General features: G+C 60.1%; 14 protein-coding genes. 12 read left to right on the forward strand and 2 right to left on the reverse strand.

Annotation, left to right across the window (positions count from 1 at the left end; translation table 11 throughout):
- The first annotated feature begins 2 nt into the window (after positions 1–2).
- The 4 genes from gpt to trpE all read left to right on the forward strand — a co-directional run bounded on the left by gpt (position 3) and on the right by trpE (position 5,178).
- On the forward strand, positions 3–512 hold the full coding sequence (gene gpt, locus ACP15L_RS01375; protein WP_170373804.1) for a xanthine phosphoribosyltransferase: 510 nt from the start codon (positions 3–5) through the stop codon (positions 510–512).
- A gap of 57 nt (positions 513–569) precedes the next feature.
- Positions 570–1,745 (forward strand): aminotransferase, encoded by a 1,176-nt coding sequence (locus ACP15L_RS01380; RefSeq protein ID WP_425082850.1) that lies wholly within the window; start codon positions 570–572, stop codon positions 1,743–1,745.
- Positions 1,746–1,813: 68 nt separating this feature from the next.
- Positions 1,814–3,655, forward strand: a complete 1,842-nt coding sequence (locus ACP15L_RS01385) for a SurA N-terminal domain-containing protein (RefSeq protein ID WP_425082851.1) — start codon at positions 1,814–1,816, stop codon at positions 3,653–3,655.
- Positions 3,656–3,666: 11 nt separating this feature from the next.
- Complete coding sequence (gene trpE / locus ACP15L_RS01390; protein WP_425082852.1) at positions 3,667–5,178, forward strand: anthranilate synthase component I; 1,512 nt, start codon at positions 3,667–3,669, stop codon at positions 5,176–5,178.
- A gap of 53 nt (positions 5,179–5,231) precedes the next feature.
- On the opposite strand, the gene ACP15L_RS01395 is transcribed toward trpE, so the two are convergent.
- Positions 5,232–6,638, reverse strand: a complete 1,407-nt coding sequence (locus tag ACP15L_RS01395; RefSeq protein WP_425082853.1) for a divergent polysaccharide deacetylase family protein — start codon at positions 6,636–6,638, stop codon at positions 5,232–5,234.
- A gap of 195 nt (positions 6,639–6,833) precedes the next feature.
- Here ACP15L_RS01395 and ACP15L_RS01400 point away from each other — a divergent pair, with 195 nt between their 5' ends.
- From ACP15L_RS01400 to lexA, 6 genes are all read left to right on the forward strand, one after another.
- Positions 6,834–7,415, forward strand: a complete 582-nt coding sequence (locus ACP15L_RS01400) for an anthranilate synthase component II (RefSeq protein WP_170459279.1) — start codon at positions 6,834–6,836, stop codon at positions 7,413–7,415.
- Complete coding sequence (gene trpD / locus ACP15L_RS01405) at positions 7,412–8,431, forward strand: anthranilate phosphoribosyltransferase (RefSeq protein WP_425082854.1); 1,020 nt, start codon at positions 7,412–7,414, stop codon at positions 8,429–8,431. Before ACP15L_RS01400 ends, trpD begins: the two co-directional genes overlap by 4 nt.
- A complete protein-coding gene (trpC, locus tag ACP15L_RS01410; protein ID WP_170665064.1) occupies positions 8,428–9,240 on the forward strand; it encodes an indole-3-glycerol phosphate synthase TrpC in 813 nt (270 codons plus the stop codon). Before trpD ends, trpC begins: the two co-directional genes overlap by 4 nt.
- On the forward strand, positions 9,240–9,713 hold the full coding sequence (moaC, locus tag ACP15L_RS01415) for a cyclic pyranopterin monophosphate synthase MoaC (RefSeq protein WP_170466778.1): 474 nt from the start codon (positions 9,240–9,242) through the stop codon (positions 9,711–9,713). Before trpC ends, moaC begins: the two co-directional genes overlap by 1 nt.
- A complete protein-coding gene (glp, locus tag ACP15L_RS01420; RefSeq protein WP_425082855.1) occupies positions 9,710–10,882 on the forward strand; it encodes a gephyrin-like molybdotransferase Glp in 1,173 nt (390 codons plus the stop codon). Before moaC ends, glp begins: the two co-directional genes overlap by 4 nt.
- Before the next feature lie 78 nt (positions 10,883–10,960).
- Positions 10,961–11,659, forward strand: a complete 699-nt coding sequence (lexA, locus tag ACP15L_RS01425) for a transcriptional repressor LexA (protein ID WP_170548481.1) — start codon at positions 10,961–10,963, stop codon at positions 11,657–11,659.
- Here the strand turns inward: lexA and ACP15L_RS01430 are convergent.
- Positions 11,653–13,704 carry a ComEC/Rec2 family competence protein gene (locus tag ACP15L_RS01430; protein ID WP_425082856.1) on the reverse strand — a complete coding sequence of 684 codons (2,052 nt, stop codon included), beginning with the start codon at positions 13,702–13,704 and terminating at the stop codon, positions 11,653–11,655. The two genes, lexA and ACP15L_RS01430, sit on opposite strands and share 7 nt — an antisense overlap.
- Positions 13,705–13,782: 78 nt before the next feature.
- Between ACP15L_RS01430 and gltX the strand changes: the two genes are divergently transcribed.
- Together gltX and gltA are read left to right on the forward strand one after the other, a co-directional pair.
- Positions 13,783–15,183 carry a glutamate--tRNA ligase gene (gltX, locus tag ACP15L_RS01435; protein ID WP_425082857.1) on the forward strand — a complete coding sequence of 467 codons (1,401 nt, stop codon included), beginning with the start codon at positions 13,783–13,785 and terminating at the stop codon, positions 15,181–15,183.
- A 124-nt stretch (positions 15,184–15,307) separates the two neighbouring features.
- Entirely contained in the window at positions 15,308–16,603 is a 1,296-nt protein-coding gene (gltA, locus tag ACP15L_RS01440) for a citrate synthase (RefSeq protein ID WP_170373816.1), read from the forward strand.
- The last annotated feature ends 38 nt before the right edge of the window (positions 16,604–16,641 follow it).

Genomic DNA, 16,641 nt, shown 5'->3' on the forward strand with positions numbered 1-16,641 from the left:
ACATGAGCGCCAAAGACCGCCTGCCCCACGAAAAAGGCTTCCACATCAGTTGGGATCAAATTCACCGCGACTCGCGCGCTCTGGCGTGGCGGCTGGATGGTCAAGGCCCGGATGATGGCGCATGGCGCGCTGTTGTTGCGATCACCCGCGGCGGCATGGCCCCTGCCATGATCGTCAGCCGCGAGTTGGACATCCGCACCGTCGACACAATCAGCGTCCGCTCGTATCACCATCAGGAACAAGGCGAAGCCGAAGTTTTGAAGGCACCAGATGCAAATCTGATGGGCGATGGTGAAGGCGTTCTGATCATCGACGATCTGGTCGATAGCGGGAAAACGCTGGAACTGGTGCGCGCGATGTACCCTAAGGCGCATTTCGCCACCGTTTATGCCAAGCCCAAAGGCCGCCCCATGGTGGACACGTTCATCACCGAAGTCAGCCAGGACACGTGGATATTCTTCCCCTGGGATATGGCCCTGCAATATGTCGAGCCTTATCGCGGCACCGACTAACTTCTTCTGTTCAAAAATACCTCGGAGCGCGAGGCAGAGCCTCGCAAAGATTCTGCCATGTCCCAAACACGCACTCGGTCCACTTTCCCCCCTCCAGTTATGGAGGCGCGGCGTTGGTTGGACGGGGTCGTGTTTCCTGATGACCGGCCCCTGATCAATGTTAGCCAGGCCGCGCCGGTTGACCCGCCGCCGCTGTCCATGCGGCAGGCCATGGCAGAGTTCGCGGTGACCGAAGACAGCGCCCATCTTTATGGGCCTGTGCTCGGCAATCAAGATCTGCGCGCCGAATTGGCCGCGCAAATCAGCAATCACTATGCGGGACAGGTTTCGCAGGATCAGATCGCCATAACGTCTGGTTGCAATCAGGCATTCTCTGCCGTAATTTCGGCACTGACCGACGAAGGGGATGAGGTCATCCTCCCAACCCCATGGTATTTCAACCATAAAATGTGGTTGGACATGGCAGGCGTGCGGGCAATTGACCTGCCCACGGGCGACGATTTGCTCCCCGACCCAGAGGCGGCGCGTGCTTTGGTCACCGAAAAAACCCGCGCCATTTCTCTGGTAACCCCAAACAATCCGGGCGGCGTCGAATACCCGGCTGAACTGGTCAGCGCCTTCTACGATCTCGCGCGTGAGGCAGGCATTCGTCTGCTGGTCGACGAAACCTACCGCGATTTTGACAGCCGCAGTGGCCCTCCGCATGACCTGTTCCAAAGGCCCGGCTGGGACGAGACGCTGGTGCATCTCTATTCCTTCTCCAAAGCCTACCGCCTGACCGGACATCGCGTCGGCGCGGTTGCAACCAGCGCAAGCCTGCTGGCGGAAGCGGAAAAATTTCTCGACACCGTCGCCATCTGCCCCGGTCAGATTGGCCAATTTGCCGCCCTGTGGGGCATGCAGAACCTCTCGCAATGGCTTGCCGGAGAGCGGGACGAAATCCTCGACCGCCGCGCCGCAATTGCTGAGGGCATGCCGCAGCTTGAGGCCAAAGGGTGGCGCCTGCTGGGTCTTGGTGCCTATTTCGCCTATCTCGAGCACCCGTTCGACCTCCCGTCGGACGAGATGGCGCAAAGACTGGTGTCTGAGGCCGGCATCCTGCTTCTGCCCGGCACCATGTTCATGCCTGATCATGACCCGGCTGGAAAACGTCAGGTGCGCATCGCGTTCGCCAATCTAGACCGCGCCGGGATCGTCCAATTGTTCGACCGGTTGCAGGCTCTGTCCTTCTAAGCTTGCCCCCCGGCGGTGCCCGTCGTATTCAGGGCCGCAACCAACAGGGCAAGCAGTAAGAGGGCATCATGGCCGCAGGCAAAAACAGCATCTCGAAAACCTTTGTCTGGATTCTGATGGGCCTTCTGTTCGTAGGCCTCGCAGGGTTTGGCGCCACTAGCCTGACTGGCACCATCCGCACGGTTGCGCAGGTCGGGGATGAGAGCATCTCGGTCGACGCCTATGTCCGTGAGCTTCAACGCGAAATCCGCGCGGTTGAGGCGCAGACCGGCCAAGCCCTGCAGATGTCTCAGGCGCGCGAACTGGGTCTGGAACAGCTCGCCCTGTCCCGCCTGACCGCTCTGGCCGCGCTTGATAACGAAGTCGGTCAACTGGGCCTGTCCATTGGTGACGAGAACTTGCAAGACGAGATCGTCTCGATCCCGGCCTTTCAGGGCGTGAATGGCACGTTCGACCGCGAAGCCTATCGATTTCAACTGGAACAGATCGGGATGACGGATACCGAGTTCGAATCGGACCTGCGAAAGGAATCCTCGCGCACCATCGTACAGGGCGCGATCATCGGTGGTGTCGAAATGCCATCAACGCTGACAAACACTCTGACAAACTACATCGGCGCGCGCCGCAGCTTTACCGTGGCGACTTTGGGTACGGACGCGCTGGAAACCCCAGTTGGCTATCCGACCGATGCGCAAATCCAAGCCTACTATGACGAGAACACCGACCAATTCACCCTGCCCCGCACTAAGCGTCTGACCTATGCGATCCTGTCGCCAGAAATGCTGCTTGATACGGTCGAGGTAGATGAGGACACGCTGCGCCGCCTCTATGATGAGCGCGCCGACGAATACCAACAGCCCGAGCGCCGCTTGGTCGAACGCCTGAACTTCCCGGATGAAGACGCCGCGAACAACGCCAAAGCCCAGCTTGAGGTCGGCGGCACCACCTTCGAGCAACTCGTGCGCGAACGCGAGCTTGAGCTGAGCGACATTGATCTGGGCGACGTGACCCGCGACGATCTGGGCGAGGCCGCGGATGAGGTCTTTGCCGCGGAGTTGGACTCGGTCGTTGGCCCTCTGCCTTCCGTGTTCGGCCCGGCGCTGTTCCGCATCAACGGCTCACTGGCGGCCAACAACGTCCCGTTCGAGGATGCCGAGCCTGCTTTGCGGGAAGAACTGGCCTCGGACCGCGCGCGTCGTTTGATCGAAGCACAATCCGAAGACATCAACGATATGCTCGCCGGTGGCGCCACGCTCGAAGAGCTGGCACAGGAAACCGATATGGAGCTGGGCCAAATCGACTGGACCCGCGACAGTGTGGATGAAGTCGCCGCATATGAAGGCTTCCGCAGCGTGGCTGAGGCAGTACGCGACGGCGACTTCCCCGAGATCGACTTCCTCGAGGACGGCTCGATCTTCGCTCTGCGCCTGAACGAGGAACTGGCCCCGCGCCCAGAGCCTCTGGACAGCGCCCGTGACCGCGTCGCCGCTGCCTGGATTGCCGCCGAGACAGCAAAAGCACTGCAAGAGCAGGCCAATTCTGTCGTCACAACCTTGGCAACGGATGGCGATTTCACCGCCACCGGCCTCCCGTTCCGCGTGGAAAACGCCCTAACGCGGACTGCCTTTCTGGATGACGTACCCGCAAACTTCATGAACGAAGTCTTCGAGATGGAGCCGGGCGACCTGCGCGTCATTGGCGGCGAAGGAACTGCTCTGATCGTCCGTCTGGACGAAGTTCTGCCCCCGGCAGAAAGCGATGAGCTGCGTCAATTGAGCGACGCTCTGTCCGCACAAATGAATCAGGCGCTGGCGCAGAACATCTTTGACGCCTATGTGCGCGATGCCCAAACCCGCGCACGCCCGGTTGTCGACCAGCAGGCCCTGAACGCCGTGCAGGCGAGTTATTAAACGAGACCCAAATGGCCCTGACCCCCGAATATGAAAGCTTCGCGCGCGCTTATGAAGCGGGCGAAAACCAGGTCGTCTATACGCGTCTTGCGGCCGATCTCGACACACCTGTCTCGCTGATGCTGAAACTGACAGGGGCGCAGAAAGATGCCTTTGTGCTGGAATCGGTCACCGGAGGCGAAGTGCGCGGGCGTTACTCGATCATCGGTATGAAACCCGATCTGATCTGGCGCTGCCGGGGCGAAGAGTCCGAGCTGAACCGCTCGGCCCGGTTCGATGGCGAAGCCTTCACGCAGCAAGACGGTAATCCGATGGACAACTTGCGCGCGCTGCTGGCCGAAAGCCGTATCGACCTGCCCGATGATCTGCCTCAGGCGGCGGCTGGGCTGTTCGGTTATCTGGGCTATGACATGGTCCGTCTGGTCGAGCATCTGCCCGATGTGAACCCCGACCCGCTGGGCTTGCCGGACGCCATCATGCAGCGCCCCTCGGTCATTGCGGTGCTGGACGGCGTGAAGGGCGAAGTGACCGTCGTGTCCCCTGCTTGGGTGACCGAGGGCCAATCGGCCAAGGCCGCCTATGCTCAGGCCGCCGAGCGTGTGATGGACGCGGTGCGTGATCTGGAACGCGCCATGCCTGCTGAAACCCGCGATCTGGGGGACGCGCATGAGATCGCTCCACCCGTCTCGAATTTCACCAAATCCGGCTATATGGAAGCGGTCGAAAAGGCCAAGGAATACATCCGCGCGGGTGATATCTTTCAGGTCGTCCCGGCCCAACGTTGGACGCAGGACTTCCCGCTGCCACCTTTTGCGCTTTATCGTTCGCTGCGCCGTACGAACCCGTCGCCCTTCATGTTCTATTTCAACTTCGGCGGCTTTCAGGTCGTGGGCGCCAGCCCCGAGATTCTGGTGCGCGTCTTCGGCAGCGAAGTGACGATACGTCCGATCGCCGGTACCCGCCCGCGTGGCGCGACCCCGGAAGAGGACAAGGCAAATGAACTTGACCTGCTGGCCGACAAAAAGGAACTGGCCGAGCATCTGATGCTGCTGGATCTGGGTCGCAACGACACCGGCCGCGTTGCCAAGATCGGCACCGTTCGCCCGACCGAAGAGTTCATCATCGAGCGCTACAGCCACGTGATGCATATCGTCTCAAACGTGGTCGGAGAGCTGGCCGAAGACAAAGACGCGCTGGATGCGTTCTTTGCCGGGATGCCCGCGGGCACCGTGTCAGGCGCGCCCAAGGTCCGTGCGATGGAGATCATTGATGAGCTGGAGCCCGAAAAGCGCGGCGTTTATGGCGGCGGTGTTGGGTATTTCAGCGCGGGCGGCGACATGGATATGTGTATCGCCCTGCGCACGGCCATCGTGAAGGACCACAAGCTTTATATTCAAGCCGGCGGAGGTGTTGTCTATGACAGCGACCCCGAGGCCGAGTACATGGAAACGGTCCATAAATCCAACGCCATACGACGCGCGGCGGCAGATGCGGCCCGGTTCACAGGCAACCGTAACTCATAAAGAAAAGGCGGCTGATCACTTGATCAACCGCCCTTCTCTTTTCTGCTGAACCGTTACTGGACTTCGCGTTTCATAACTGCCGAGATCGGCGCCATGGCAACCCGGTTGCCGCGGTCCTCAAGCCCCCACAGCAGCAGGGCTGAGATCGTTTCGGGGCGTACTCTACCCAGCATCACAACCGTTCCCTCCTGCCCGGCACGGAACGCGGCCTGATCTAGGAAACGACGCATGATTTTCGGGTCCTGCCGTGCACCATCGATATCGCGGAACACCACGCCCGACGGAATGCCGTTGCGCGCGGCCAGTTTCTGGACCGTGTTCAGCCCGTTATCCTGCGTGATCAACCCGCGACCGGTGGCCGCCGCAATCGAAGCAACCTGATCGGCCAGTTTCCGATTGCCCTGAATTCCGCTTTCGACCCCTTCCAGAATACCTACTGTCTCGTGCAGCGTGTCCAGCCATACGGCCATCGATACCTCGGCATCCTGCGCACTGGCGGATTCATGCAGATCGGCCATGGCCAGAACCTCAAACCCGGCGGCGCGATGTCGGGCCATTTTCTCGGCGGCGTCGGGATCAGAGGGGCTGATCGCAAAGCTGACGGGATACGGGAAGTCCTGCAAGGCTTCGGCTCCGAAAGAGCCCTCATCATCGATCAGGATAATTGACATCAGCGGCTTGGCTTCGGGGTTTTCAAAGCTGGCAGCGTAGTCCTCGATCGGCTTTCCGGTCATCTCTTCTACGACCGCTTCATCGGTTTCAACCGGGGCATCGTCCCGTTCGGTCAGGGGCACAACACGCGTGCCGACCAGTGTGTTGGTCGAGGTCGTGTCTTCTCCGCCAATCTGGGGGAGTGCGGCAAGTTTGGGCAGATTGCGGGGCAAGGTGTCTTCATCCCCTTCCACCGCGATTGGGCTGTTTTCAAAGGGATTCTCTTCATCCAACTCAACCTCTTCCGGTGCAAGCTGCGACGGTAGTTCGGGCAAAAGCGTCGCCACATCTTCTGGCTCGTCAGCGGGTTCCGGTGCTTTATCCACAACAACAGGTGCCGCGTCTGTTTCCGGCAAGGTGGGGGCGGTACTAGGTGCCTGCGGAGCAGCCGGCGCGTCAGTCATGACGGTAACGCTGGTTTGATCTTCGGCCTGAGGTTCCTGCAACGCGTCCTCGGCCTCAGCCACGACGGGCTGTTCGTCGGGCACCGTTTCCAGATCGGACAGATCAAGCGCCTCATCCGGCGCTTCGGCGGGTTTCGGCCCAGCAGGCGGCAATTCGACAAGATCCGCGTCCGACGGGGTCTCGGCGATTTGTTCCGGTGCTTCGGGTGTTTCCACATCCACCGGCTCGGGAGCCTGGGTCTCGACCACCGGCTTATTGGCCAGCGGCGTGTTGAGCGATAACATCACCCCCACGATCAAAACAACGACCGCCCCGACGATCATTCCTCCGAAAAATCCACGCATTGCTCGTGCCTCTCGCCTTTAGTCTTGCCTCGCCCATTCTGCGCCATCTTCTGCGGCGCTCGACCTGATGGCGGGTCAAGAACGGGATGTCCTCTTGACGCTGCCTCACAAGCCTGAGCATGTATGTCCCGACATTATACCGTGGCCCGGGGCTGCATCGCCAGCCTGAAATGCCCAAGCGAAGACAAGTGCCAAATGCTGCTGCTGATCGACAACTACGACTCGTTTACCTACAACCTGGTGCATTATCTGGGCGAACTTGGGGCCGAAATGGTCATTCGCCGAAATGATGCGCTGGATGTGCAAGAGGCCATGGCGATGAATCCCGCCGGAATTCTGCTGAGCCCCGGACCCTGCGACCCGGATCAGGCGGGCATCTGCCTTGCCCTGACCGAAGCTGCAGCCGAAACCAAAACTCCGCTTTTGGGCGTGTGCCTGGGGCACCAGACAATTGGGCAGTCTTTCGGCGGTAAGGTCGTGCGCTGCCATGAGATCGTGCATGGCAAGATGGGCACCATGAACCACACCGGCAAAGGTGTTTTCGCCGGGCTTCCTTCGCCCTTTGAGGCCACGCGTTATCACTCGCTGGTGGTTGAACGCGAGAGCCTGCCAGACTGCCTCGAGATCACGGCCGAGCTGGAAGACGGCACTATCATGGGGCTGCAACACAAAGAGCTGCCCATCCACGGTGTCCAGTTCCACCCGGAGTCGATCGCATCCGAGCATGGCCACGCCCTCCTCAAGAACTTCCTGCAAGAGTTGAAAGTCCCCGCATGAGCGACGCCCTGAAACCGCTGATCGGAGCGTCAGCCGACCGCCCTTTGACCCGTGCCGAGGCAGAGCAGGCCTTTGCCATCCTCTTCGACGGCGAAGCCACGCCCAGCCAGATTGGCGGTCTGTTGATGGCAATGCGCACGCGCGGTGAAACGGTCGATGAATACGCCGCCGCCGCCGCCGTGATGCGCTCCAAATGCAACGCGGTTAACGCACCCGACGGTGCAATGGACATCGTCGGAACGGGCGGTGATGGCAAGCACACCCTCAATATCTCCACCGCGACGGCCTTTGTGACTGCCGGAGCCGGTGTAACGGTCGCCAAACACGGCAACCGCAACCTCAGCTCGAAATCGGGCACCGCTGATCTGCAGTCACAGATGGGGATCAATGTAATGGTTGGGCCTCAAGTGGTTGAAAAAGCGCTGAATGAGGCCGGTATCTGCTTCATGATGGCCCCAATGCATCACCCTGCGATTGCCCATGTCATGCCCTCACGGCAAGAGCTTGGAACCCGTACGATCTTCAACATTCTCGGGCCGTTGACCAACCCTGCGGGCGTCAAACGCCAGCTCACCGGTGCCTTCACGCGCGAGCTGATCCGACCTATGGCCGAAACGCTGGGCCTGCTGGGGTCCGAGCGCGCGTGGCTTGTACATGGCTCGGACGGCACGGATGAACTGACGATCACGGGCATAAGCTGGGTCGCCGCTTTGGAAGACGACCGCATCAAGGAGGTCGAACTGCATCCCGAAGATGCTGGCCTGCCCGTCCATCCGTTCGAAGACATCGTCGGCGGCACACCCGAAGACAACGCCGTCGCGTTCCGCGCTCTACTCGACGGCGCGCCCTCGGCCTATCGCGATGCGACGCTGTTGAACGCGGCGGCCGCTCTGGTCGTGGCTGATGCCGCGTCAGATCTGCGCGAAGGTGTTGAAATGGCTGCTGAAAGCATCGACAGTGGCAAAGCAAAAGAAAAAGTTACCGCGCTGGCGCGGATCACACAGGAAGCTGCATGACCGAGACCGTTCTGGACAAAATCAAAGCCTACAAGCTGGAAGAAATCGAAGCGGACAAGGCGCAAAAATCCCTGGATGAGCTTGAAAGCGAAGCCAGGAGCGCGCCCGAGGTTCGCGGCTTTGCCGAAGCTCTGCGTAAAGCCGCCCGGTCTGGCTATGGCCTGATTGCCGAGGTGAAAAAGGCCAGCCCGTCCAAAGGTTTGATCCGTCCCGACTTTGATCCGCCGCTTCTGGCGAAAGCCTATGAAGAAGGCGGTGCGGCCTGTTTGTCGGTTTTGACCGATACACCCAGTTTCCAGGGTTCGAAAGAATACCTGACCGCCGCACGTGCCGCGACCAACCTGCCCGCGCTGCGCAAGGATTTCATGTATGACCCCTATCAGGTCGTCGAGGCGCGTGCCTTGGGCGCCGACTGCATCCTGATCATAATGGCCTCGGTCGAGGACAGTCAGGCCGCCGAGTTGGAACAGACAGCGTTCGACTGGGGTATGGACGTCCTGATCGAGGTTCACGATCAGGAAGAATTGGAGCGCGCAACAGAACTCAAGAGCCCGCTGATCGGGATAAATAACCGCAATCTCAAGACCTTCGAGACCACTCTGGATACAACGCGCCGCCTGTCCAAGCTGGTGCCCGGGGATCGCACCATCGTATGTGAAAGCGGCTTGAGCACACCCGAGGATCTAGCGGACATTGCCCGCTACGGCGCGCGGTGCTTCCTGATCGGCGAAAGCCTGATGCGGCAGGATGATGTAACTTCGGCCACCCGCCACATCCTCTCCAACCCCCTGATCCCCGGGGTGATGTGATGCCTCTCACCCATTTTGATGCGCAGGGGCAGGCTCATATGGTCGATGTCTCGGATAAAGAGGTGACTGACCGCGTGGCCGTGGCCGCTGGTCACATCAAGATGGCCCGAGAAACCTTTGATTTGATTTCAGAAGGCCGCGCCAAGAAAGGTGACGTTCTGGGTATCGCGCGGCTTGCGGGAATCATGGGGGCCAAGAAAACTCCAGACCTGATCCCGCTATGCCACCCTCTGCCGGTGACCAAGGTCGCGGTCGAATTGACCCTTGATCCCGACCTGCCCGGCGTTCAGATCGAGGCGACCGTGAAAACCTCTGGTCAGACAGGGGTTGAGATGGAGGCCCTGACCGCCGTCTCGACAGCGGCGCTGACGGTCTATGACATGACCAAGGCGGTCGACAAAGCAATGGAGATCGGCGGCATTCGCGTATTGCTGAAAGACGGCGGTAAATCAGGGCGTTACGAAGCGACATGATCACTGTCGAAGACGCCCGCGCCCTGCTTTTTGATCTGGTTGAAACGCTTCCCTCAGAAACTGTCCCTCTGGCCGAGGCCGCAGGTCGTATCCTGTCGCAGGACGTGAACGCAACGCGCGATCAACCGCCTTTCGCGGCCTCATCCATGGATGGCTATGCAGTCAAGGCGGCCGAGGTCGAACTCCACGCCATGTTCAAGCTGGTGGGTGAATCGGCGGCCGGAAATCGCTTTGACGGCGCGGTAGGTCCAGGTCAAGCCGTGCGGATATTCACCGGTGCGCCAATGCCGGAAGGTACTGATTTTGTTGTGATTCAGGAAGATGTCGACCGCAAGGGCGACCTCATCACCATCAGCGACGATCCCGGCCAAAAGACCAATATCCGACCGGCGGGCATAGACTTCACCAAGGGCACCTCAATCACCGCCCCGCGCGTGATCCGCCCTGAGGATATGGCGCTTATGGCGGCGATGAATATCCCTCAGGTCCCCGTGACGCGGAAACCTCAGATCGCGTTGATTTCGACCGGGGATGAGTTGGTGATGCCCGGAGAGGTTCCGGGTCCGGATCAGATCATCGCTTCGAATACGTTCGGTTTGAAGGCGCTGTTGGAGCGTGAAGGCGCGCATGTTCGCATCCTCCCCATCGCGCGGGATACCGCATCGTCGCTGGAAACCGCCTTTGGACTGGCCAAGGGTGCGGATCTGGTGGTCACGATCGGAGGCGCCTCTGTCGGCGACTATGATCTTGTCTCTGACGTCTCCGAGTCGTTGGGCATGGATCGGTCTTTCTACAAGATCCGCATGCGGCCCGGAAAACCTCTGATGGCCGGTCGCATGGGGGATGCAGCGATGGTCGGACTGCCTGGAAACCCTGTGAGTGCAATGGTTTGCGGCTATTTGTTCCTTGTTCCTCTGGTACGGCGGATGCTCGGGTTGGAGGCCGCTCTCAACCCGTTCAAAACAGCCGTACTGACCGAACCGCTTGCAGCCAATGGTCCGCGTGAACATTACATGCGCGCTATTGTCGATGAAAACGGCATTCGGGCCAGCGCGGATCAGGACAGTTCCTTGCTGAGTGTTCTGGCCGACGCCAATGCCTTGCTGATGCGCCCGCCCAAGGATCCAGCCTTGCCCGCAGGGGCCCAAGTTCAGTACCTGCCGCTGTAGAACATCCTCAAAATCGTTGACACAAAACGTGAACATGCGTAGAACAAATGCAAACGCATAAGCGACGAGGTATGAGCGATGCTGACCAAGAAGCAGCTGGATTTGCTGGAATTCATCCACAAACGCGTACAAGCAGACGGCGTTCCGCCCAGCTTTGACGAAATGAAGGCGGCGTTGGACCTTCGATCCAAATCCGGCATCCACCGACTGATTACAGCGCTTGAAGAACGCGGCTTTATCCGGCGTCTGGCGCACCGCGCCCGCGCGATTGAGATTGTCAAACTTCCAGAGAGCTTAGGCGGAGAGCCCACGGCGGGCTTCACCCCCCGCGTGATCGAGGGCGACAAGCCCGAAGGCCCGCGCCCTGCCAATTTCGAGCCAGTCTCGGTCGACGCGATGGAACTACCAGTCATGGGCCGGATCGCAGCCGGTGTTCCGATCGAGGCGATCAGCCATGTCTCACACCGCGTTGCCGTGCCCGGCCCGATGGTCTCGGGCCAAGGGTCGCATTACGCACTTGAGGTCCGTGGAGATTCGATGATCGACGCCGGGATCAACGATGGCGATGTTGTGGTGATCCGCGAAACCTCAACTGCCGACAATGGCGATATCGTCGTTGCTCTGGTCGAGGATCAGGAGGCGACCCTGAAACGGTTCTTCCGGCGCGGCAAAGCCATCGCGCTGGAGGCCGCGAACCCCGCCTATGAAACCCGCGTTCTACCGCAGGAAAAGGTAAAGGTTCAGGGTCGTCTGGTCGGATTGATCCGGACCTACTGATTGCCAGCATTCGAGCGGGTCCCCGTGGATTTCGGGGACCACAGCCGATCCCCAATCCTTTCAGCGCTTGAAGTGATTTTGCCACCTGAGATCGACAAGCTTCCGGTTTCATACAGCCGGTCCGGGTCGAAGATGGTGCAATCCCCAATGAGCTTCAGATCAACCGAAGACACAATGATCTGACCAATTCTACATTCGTCAAACTCAAGCGCCGCGCGTTTGCCGGTGAGGTGGATCACCTCTGCCCCGGTCAGAGCGATCCTTTGAACCCGATCCGCATCGCCCGGCCATCGACTGGCCGCCTGCCCTTGTGTCAGACCGTCTCCGTCATTCTCAAGCCAGACCGTGGCTACGAATCCGCTGCCCTTTTCTTTGCTGAGCGCGCGGCCCTCAGAGGTCATGACGCCGACCAGCCCACCGGATTCGGCGATCAGAACCTCAGGCCGGTTGCCCGAGGTCCAAAGCGCGAAGGCCAGGACCACAGGAGCCACCCCGACCCATCGCGCTCGGCCCTGCCACAAAGCCAGCCAAAGCGCCCCCAACGCGATCATGGGCAGGACAAAACTTGGCGGGCCGACCACATAGCCCTGAGATCCGTCCAACCCGGACACCCACTCCGCGATCATCAAAATCCAACGCAGTCCCAGCCCCATGGCCTCAAGCGCGATCCACTCCAGTCCAAATGGCGACAACATCGCGGCGACAACGGCTGCGGGCACGACGATGGACCCCATGACAGGCACCGAAAGTAGATTGGCCAACAGGCCGTAATGCGACATCGTATTGAAATGCGCCGCTCCGATAGGTGCGGTCGCAAGGCCCGCAATGGCCGAGGACATCAGAAGGCCAATGGAGGTTTTGGACCATTTCGGCCCCGGCATGGGGCCGAAATCACGCAGCGCTCCGAACACAGCGACCAGAGCGGTGGTCGCCGCGAATGACATTTGGAAACCGGGGCTGAGCAGAGTTTCGGGGCGCAGGGTCAACACAATCAGCGCGGCCACAGCGACGGCCCTCAGCGAAATGGCGCGGCGGTCGACCAGAACTGCTCCGAACATGACGCTGACCATGACAAAGGCCCGCTCGGTCGCGACATTGCCGCCGGACAGCATCAGGTAGATCACAGCCGCGACCAGCGCACATCCAGCGGCAAGTTTGCGGACGGGCAAACGGAGGGCCAAAACGGGGATTGCAGACAATCCAATGCGGCAGGCCATGAACACAAACCCGGTTAGCAACCCCATATGCAGGCCTGAAATCGCCAGCAGATGCGCAAGATTTGATGCGCGCAGCGCATCGAGCGTGTCTTGCCCCATGCCGCTACGGTCTCCTGTCGTGACGGCGGCTGCGAACCCTCCGACCTCGCCCGGAAGATGGGCGCGCACATGGTCTGAGATTGCCATGCGAATGGCCGTGACCCGAACGCCCTGCAACGCGTCCTGCGGCGGCGCGATGGTCATCACCGGTACCCGCGTGTACCCGACAGCACCAAGCCCCTGAAACCAGGCGTGACGGCGGAAATCGAACCCTCCGGGCTCGACAGGGCCTTGCGGCGGGGACAGATGCGCCGTGGTCATGATCCGTTGTCCCGGCGCGATGGGCCCGACCTCGGAATGAACGGAAAGACGGATGCGCTGCGGACGTCGGTGCTCTGGCACGTCCCCTACCCGCACCTGATCCAACGTCAATCGCAGCGCATCCGAGGCGGAGCGGTCCATGGCGACGACCCTCCCCTCGACAGGGCCATAGTATCGCCATGACAGAACCGGTTCCGCCACCATGTGGGCACGGGCACCCGCAAGCAGAAAGCCAGCCGCTACCAGCGCCCCCCCGATTGCCAACGCGCCCCATCCGGCGGGCAACACACGACCCAAGCCGATCAAAGCCAATCCTGCGACGGCCAGACCCAGGTACAAAGGCCCCTCAGGTTCGAACCGCAATCCGAAATAGAGACCGATCCCAAGGCCCAAACACACTGGAGACCAAGGGAACAAAAACCCAATCTGGTTCAGCAGCGCCGACCGGACCTGTGCGAGAACACGCATGGTTGCCCCCGTCCTTGAGGCTCGTTAGACAGGCGCCAAGCTAAGCCCATCGCGGTTACCAAAAGGTTAATCAACACAATGTCCGATCAGGTCGTCACCCGTTTCGCCCCTTCGCCTACCGGTTTTCTTCACATTGGCGGCGCGCGTACCGCGCTGTTCAACTGGCTCTATGCGCGTGGACGCGGCGGCAAGTTCCTGTTGCGGATTGAGGACACGGACCGCGAACGCTCGACCCCTGAGGCCACGGCGGCGATCCTGCAAGGGATGGAGTGGCTGGGTCTCGACCATGACGGAGATGTCATCAGCCAATTCGAAGGGGCCGCGCGTCATGCCGAAGTGGCGCATCAGCTTCTGGCCGAGGGCAAAGCCTATAAATGTTTCTCGACCCAGGACGAAATCGCGGCCTTTCGTGAGCAGGCGCGGGCCGAGGGTAAATCGACCCTGTTCCGCAGCCCATGGCGCGATGCCGACCCTGCAAACCACCCGGATATGCCCTTCGTGATCCGTATTAAGGCCCCGCAAGACGGAGCTACTGTGATCCTTGACCAAGTGCAGGGTGACGTGACCATCCGGAACGACCAGTTGGACGACATGATTCTTCTGCGCTCGGACGGGACACCGGTCTATATGCTCGCGGTTGTGGTGGATGACCACGACATGGGGGTGACCCATGTGATCCGGGGTGACGATCACCTGAACAACGCCGCGCGCCAGATGATGATCTATGAGGCGATGGGCTGGGATGTTCCCGTCTGGGCCCATATCCCGCTGATTCACGGGCCGGACGGCAAGAAGCTGTCGAAACGTCACGGTGCATTGGGCGCGCAGGAATATCAGGCGATGGGCTACCCCGCTGCCGGGATGCGCAACTATCTGGCCCGCCTAGGCTGGAGCCACGGCGACGACGAGTTCTTTACGGATGAACAGGCCAAAGAATGGTTCGATCTGGGCGGAATCGGCAAAAGCCCGGCGCGGTTCGATCTGAAAAAGCTCGAGAACCTGTGTGGCCAGCATATTGCGATCTCAAATGATGCTGCGCTGCGGCGTGAAATCGAAGCCTACTTGGCAGCGGCCGGTCTGCCACCTCTCTCAGAAACACAATCCGGTGATCTGGAAAGCGCGATGTATTGTCTCAAGGACCGCGCTCGGACTTTCCCGGAACTGCTTGAAAAAGCGCATTTTGTACTGACCTCGCGCCCCATCGAGTGCGATGAGAAAGCCCAAAAGGCGCTGTCATCTGTATCCGATGGTATACTGAGTGAATTGACGCCGCAGCTGCAAAATGTTAGCTGGTCCCGGAACGAGCTGGAGGAGGCTCTGAATTCCTTTGCAGAAGCAAAGGAGGTCAAGTTCGGTAAGCTGGCAGGCCCGATTCGGGCGGCATTGGCGGGTCGGGCAGTCACTCCTTCGGTTTTTGACATGATGCTTGTGCTGGGGCGCGATGAAGCCCTGGCGCGGCTTTCTGAAGCAGCGGATTAAACCCAATCTTCATATTCGGGTAACGCTGCACCGCTAACACACCCGGGCTGCGCGCCCGCGCGCAGTCATTGCCCGCAGGTCAGGGCGATGAACTGACCTGCGCACAAATGAAGAAGGGACAACCATGACTGATAGCAATAAGACAGCAACTCTGACCGTCCATGGCAAAGAGTATGAGTTGCCCGTTCACTCTCCAACTGCCGGGCCTGATGTTGTCGATATTCGCAAGCTTTACGGTCAGGCAGGTGTGTTCACCTACGACCCCGGCTTTACCTCGACCGCCAGCTGCGACAGCACCATTACCTATATCGACGGCGACAAAGGTGAGCTGCTGCACCGCGGCTACCCGATTGATCAGCTAGCCGAAAAGTCCCACTTCCTCGAAGTCTGCTACCTGCTTCTTTACGGAGAGCTGCCGGTCGCAAAAGATCTCGAAACATTCGAATCCACGATCACGCGTCACACCATGCTGCACGAGCAGATGCAGTATTTTTACCGCGGCTTCCGTCGCGACGCGCACCCGATGGCCATTATGGTTGGTGTTGTCGGCGCGATGTCGGCCTTCTATCACGATTCGACCGATATCTCGGACCCGCATCAGCGCGAGGTCGCCTCGCACCGCCTGATCGCCAAGATGCCAACGATTGCGGCTTGGGCCTACAAGTACCACACAGGCCAGCCCTTCGTGTATCCGCGCAACGATCTGGACTATGCGTCGAACTTCCTGCGCATGTGCTTCAGCGTTCCGGCCGAAGAATATGAGGTGAACCCGATCCTCAGCCGTGCGATGGATCGCATCTTTACCTTGCACGCGGATCACGAACAGAACGCCTCAACCTCGACCGTGCGTTTGGCGTCGTCCTCGGGCGCGAACCCGTTTGCGTGTATCGCTGCTGGTATCGCCTGCCTCTGGGGCCCGGCGCATGGTGGTGCGAACCAGGCCTGCCTTGAGATGCTGGAAGAGATAGGCACCGTTGATCGTATCCCCGAATACATCGCCCGCGCGAAGGACAAGAACGATCCGTTCCGTCTGATGGGCTTCGGCCACCGGGTTTACAAAAACTTCGATCCGCGTGCGAAGGTGATGAAGCAATCTGCCGACGAAGTGCTGGATCTGCTGGGTGTCGAAAACAACCCCAAGCTTCAGGTCGCCAAAGCGCTGGAAAAACAGGCGCTGGAAGATCCGTATTTCGCCGAGAAGAAGCTGTTCCCGAACGTGGACTTCTATTCGGGTATCATCCTCGAGGCGATGGGCTTCCCAACCTCGATGTTCACACCGATCTTCGCCCTGTCGCGCACTGTTGGCTGGGTCAGCCAGTGGAAAGAGATGATCGCCGATCCTCAGAACAAGATTGGCCGCCCGCGTCAGCTGTATCTGGGCGAAACACTTCGCGACTACGTGGATATCGAAAAGCGCTGAACCGCACGACAGATCAAACAGAACCAAGGCTCCGGACG

The sequence above is a fragment of the Ruegeria profundi genome (genome assembly GCF_049800715.1).
Taxonomy (GTDB): Bacteria; Pseudomonadota; Alphaproteobacteria; order Rhodobacterales; family Rhodobacteraceae; genus Ruegeria; species Ruegeria profundi_A.

Excerpts from the sequence above, each read along its gene's own strand:
- gpt (WP_170373804.1), top strand. The coding sequence starts at position 3 with ATGAGCGCCAAAGACCGCCTGCCCCACGAAAAAGGCTTCCACATCAGT.
- ACP15L_RS01380 (WP_425082850.1), top strand. The coding sequence starts at position 570 with ATGTCCCAAACACGCACTCGGTCCACTTTCCCCCCTCCAGTTATGGAG.
- ACP15L_RS01385 (WP_425082851.1), top strand. The coding sequence starts at position 1,814 with ATGGCCGCAGGCAAAAACAGCATCTCGAAAACCTTTGTCTGGATTCTG.
- trpE (WP_425082852.1), top strand. The coding sequence starts at position 3,667 with ATGGCCCTGACCCCCGAATATGAAAGCTTCGCGCGCGCTTATGAAGCG.
- ACP15L_RS01395 (WP_425082853.1), bottom strand. The coding sequence starts at position 6,638 with ATGCGTGGATTTTTCGGAGGAATGATCGTCGGGGCGGTCGTTGTTTTG.
- ACP15L_RS01400 (WP_170459279.1), top strand. The coding sequence starts at position 6,834 with ATGCTGCTGCTGATCGACAACTACGACTCGTTTACCTACAACCTGGTG.
- trpD (WP_425082854.1), top strand. The coding sequence starts at position 7,412 with ATGAGCGACGCCCTGAAACCGCTGATCGGAGCGTCAGCCGACCGCCCT.
- trpC (WP_170665064.1), top strand. The coding sequence starts at position 8,428 with ATGACCGAGACCGTTCTGGACAAAATCAAAGCCTACAAGCTGGAAGAA.
- moaC (WP_170466778.1), top strand. The coding sequence starts at position 9,240 with ATGCCTCTCACCCATTTTGATGCGCAGGGGCAGGCTCATATGGTCGAT.
- glp (WP_425082855.1), top strand. The coding sequence starts at position 9,710 with ATGATCACTGTCGAAGACGCCCGCGCCCTGCTTTTTGATCTGGTTGAA.
- lexA (WP_170548481.1), top strand. The coding sequence starts at position 10,961 with ATGCTGACCAAGAAGCAGCTGGATTTGCTGGAATTCATCCACAAACGC.
- ACP15L_RS01430 (WP_425082856.1), bottom strand. The coding sequence starts at position 13,704 with ATGCGTGTTCTCGCACAGGTCCGGTCGGCGCTGCTGAACCAGATTGGG.
- gltX (WP_425082857.1), top strand. The coding sequence starts at position 13,783 with ATGTCCGATCAGGTCGTCACCCGTTTCGCCCCTTCGCCTACCGGTTTT.
- gltA (WP_170373816.1), top strand. The coding sequence starts at position 15,308 with ATGACTGATAGCAATAAGACAGCAACTCTGACCGTCCATGGCAAAGAG.